This is a genomic window from Mesorhizobium sp. M0833, from assembly GCF_040319905.1.
GTDB lineage: Bacteria > Pseudomonadota > Alphaproteobacteria > Rhizobiales > Rhizobiaceae > Mesorhizobium.
This window is the reverse complement of sequence record NZ_JAMYOQ010000078.1, coordinates 1-2708: the sequence shown is the minus strand read 5'-3', so window position 1 is coordinate 2708 and position 2708 is coordinate 1. Positions and strand designations below refer to the sequence as shown.

6 protein-coding genes are annotated in these 2708 nt (G+C 58.9%); 1 reads left to right on the top strand and 5 read right to left on the bottom strand.

What is annotated here, in order from left to right; all coding sequences use genetic code 11:
- Positions 1 to 158: 158 nt before the first annotated feature.
- Positions 159 to 320, bottom strand: coding sequence for a hypothetical protein (locus NKH98_RS32805; RefSeq protein ID WP_167522729.1), 162 nt, complete (start codon positions 318 to 320; stop codon positions 159 to 161).
- A 219-nt stretch (positions 321 to 539) separates the two neighbouring features.
- Between NKH98_RS32805 and NKH98_RS32800 the strand changes: the two genes are divergently transcribed.
- Entirely contained in the window at positions 540 to 1211 is a 672-nt protein-coding gene (locus NKH98_RS32800; protein ID WP_352478425.1) for a Crp/Fnr family transcriptional regulator, read from the top strand.
- 36 nt (positions 1212 to 1247) lie between these two features.
- On the opposite strand, the gene NKH98_RS32795 is transcribed toward NKH98_RS32800, so the two are convergent.
- The 4 genes from NKH98_RS32795 to NKH98_RS32780 all read right to left on the bottom strand — a co-directional run.
- Complete coding sequence (locus tag NKH98_RS32795) at positions 1248 to 1475, bottom strand: hypothetical protein (protein WP_352506240.1); 228 nt, start codon at positions 1473 to 1475, stop codon at positions 1248 to 1250.
- Between the two features lie 33 nt (positions 1476 to 1508).
- A complete protein-coding gene (locus NKH98_RS32790) occupies positions 1509 to 1865 on the bottom strand; it encodes a hypothetical protein (RefSeq protein ID WP_352904301.1) in 357 nt (118 codons plus the stop codon).
- A gap of 486 nt (positions 1866 to 2351) precedes the next feature.
- On the bottom strand, positions 2352 to 2531 hold the full coding sequence (locus tag NKH98_RS32785; protein WP_352478420.1) for a YodC family protein: 180 nt from the start codon (positions 2529 to 2531) through the stop codon (positions 2352 to 2354).
- An 80-nt stretch (positions 2532 to 2611) separates the two neighbouring features.
- On the bottom strand, positions 2612 to 2708 hold a 97-nt coding region (locus NKH98_RS32780; RefSeq protein WP_352904302.1), incomplete at its 5' end, for a DUF982 domain-containing protein.

Here is a 2708-nt window from a genome sequence, read left to right as displayed (position 1 = left end):
TCGCTCGGCGCGGAGGCGTAACCACCTGCGAAATGGACCAATGGCGGCAGCATGAATTATAACCATGATCAGATCCTCCCTTCATTGATCTGAATTGACCGGTACGGAACGGCGCGAACGGCACTCCGGGCGAGGGCGTCAGCCGTCCGCGAGGCAAATTAGGCGTAGTGGTCGATGGATTGGTTTTGCCGCGGCGTGCCCATACGGCGGGCGGTGGCTGGCCCCGGGCCACGCATGTAATAAAGCTCCGGGCGGTAGCGCGGCGCGACGAATTTGCGAAACCCCGCAGCAAGTTTTGTGACAGGAGCCAAGAATTTCATGACTGTTCCCTTTCCCTTCGCCGGCTTGCACACGAGCCGGCCTGACGTTGCAACAGGATATGACAGTCGAACCAGGCTCGGCTGTGGGAATTCCCACACCGGGGAAAACATTGGCGAAATCCGCTCCCAGTTTGCATCCCGGAATGCGGGGCCTGCAGCCATCAAATTTCCTTGGATAGGGAGTAAGGTGAAGTACACTTGATTGAACAAGAGACCGTTGTGACAGGCTCTCTGGCCTTCATCTCAAGACTTTGCGATGCCGACCTCGCCGCGCTGACCAAACGGTGGCACGAGCGCAGCTATCGACACAACGAGCTAATCATTTCCCACGGCGACACTGGTCGCGATGTCTTCTTCCTGCTGGAAGGACGTGCTCGCGTGACACTGGTTTCAGCGGACGGCAGGGAGATAGCGTATCGCGATGTCGAACCGGGTGACATTTTCGGGGAGCTCGGAGGCATTGACGGGATTGCACGCTCTGCCAGCGTAGTCGCGCTGGAGGCAACCCGCGCTGCACGGCTGTCCGGCACAGCATTCCGGGATATCGTGATGACCCACCCGACTTTTGCCTGGGTGCTGCTTGAGCATCTGTCTGCCCAGCTCCGGCGCATGACCGAGCGGGTATTCGAATACAGCACTCTGGTCGTGCGAAAACGGCTGATCGTCGAGATCCTGCATCGGGCGGAGAAAGCCGCACTCGTGGACGGCGAGGTGTCCATAAGCCCGGCACCGACGCATTCCGAGCTGGCGGCAACGATGAGCACGCACAGGGAAGCGGTCTCGCGCGAAATGAGCGACCTCGCCAAGAGAGGCCTGATCGAAAAGCGCGGCAGCAGGTTATTGCTGCATGACGTCTCGGCTTTACGGGCGCTGGTCGACAAGAAGGAATAGCGAAGGCTGTCGCTGCGGCGGGGGGCACCGCACGTTTCATACTCCTCGGCCGCAAGTGAAGCGTTCCCGCATCTCCCGGTTCAAGGTGATAAAGGCGCTCCCGACATAGCGTCCTGTGCCACGCTCGGCCATTAGGGCGAAAGCCGGCTCGGCGTAGATGATCGACTGGATGTAGAACGCTTCGTGAGGGGGATAAATCCCGCCATACTGAACTGCGGTCAGCGTCTCCCGCCGTTTCCGAGTGTCTTCGTCCAAACCTTCCACGGCAATGCTCCCGATCCCGTCTTCTGGCCCCACTTAGTCCTTCCCGAGGACAAGGCGCAATCGTCGGTCGAAGTAACGCTTGTGAAAGACCTCACGGCCGCTCCGGAGCTTATAGGTCGTCCAGAAGTAGATGGCGTTTCTGTTGCTGCCAGCGAGATCAATCCCGGCCATTGCCTCCATGTTCGGCCTCGAAGCGGTTCGGCGGCATTCCTCAAGAAGTGCCTCGAATGGCACCGTCAGAAACTGTTTCAGTTCCGCTTCCGCGAACAGGTCCTCCACGGGATCGAACTTGCCGATGCCGACCCGCTCGCATTCGCCCAGCGGCCTAGCTGGCTTAATGCTGCGAAACGCTAATTCAAAACCCCTGATTTCCCCCTGCAGCACCTCCACCGGTCGCCGGTCCATCACCTCGCATACCCCGCGCGGTGTGTTCAGGCTTGACACGGGGACCCAGGAACACGCGACGAAGCGCATCGTCGAGAAGTGCTTAGGCCCGGCTTGGCCAGTAACGAAGCGCCATTCCTTCTCGTGAGCCCATTCACCCGCTTGCGCGTGATGCGAGCGATCACCGCCTCTTCGAGATGCTGCGCCCCCATGTCGGCGAGCGTGAGCGATGGCAGAGCGTTGCGCGCTTAGGTCACCGGGCGCAGTTTCTCTGCATGGAAGTCACTGATCATGAGGTCAGCAGTATCGAACTCTAGGCACATGCCCGCGAAGTTGCTGCCGTAATAAGCCCACATCGGCAGATGGGTGGACCGATCTTGTTCATGAGGTTCTGGGCTTTGGTAACGTTCTCCAAGATTAGCGCCATCAGGCAATGCTCCGTTCGTAACAATCAAAGGCAACGTGGGACCCCCTGTCAGGAAGGCGCGGCGACTACTTCGGCACGGCTTTGAGCATTTCACCTTTAATCCTGACGGTCTCAAGCTTGTACGCCCCGCCGTCGTTGTTGAACCATTGACACATAAACCCGCCGGCACTCTGCGCCTCGTTGATCGTCATGTTAGGACCGCCAGACTTTAGCTCTACCACATCGCCAACTTTGAAATCAGACATAAATTCTCTCCCAATGTTTGAGAACGACCAGTAATCAGACGTGGGACGCGGTGGAAAGCGGAATGGAGACCTAGCTAGATTTAGCGTAGCACCCCCTCCTCCTCGGCAGCTTCCTCGAAGGCTTTACGGACATCGTTGGGCGAGACCCGGCCCTCAAAGGCGTCGCTGCAGGCTTGC

Coding starts and splice junctions, on each gene's coding strand:
- NKH98_RS32785 (WP_352478420.1), bottom strand. CDS start 2,531: ATGTCTGATTTCAAAGTTGGCGATGTGGTAGAGCTAAAGTCTGGCGGT.
- NKH98_RS32805 (WP_167522729.1), bottom strand. CDS start 320: ATGAAATTCTTGGCTCCTGTCACAAAACTTGCTGCGGGGTTTCGCAAA.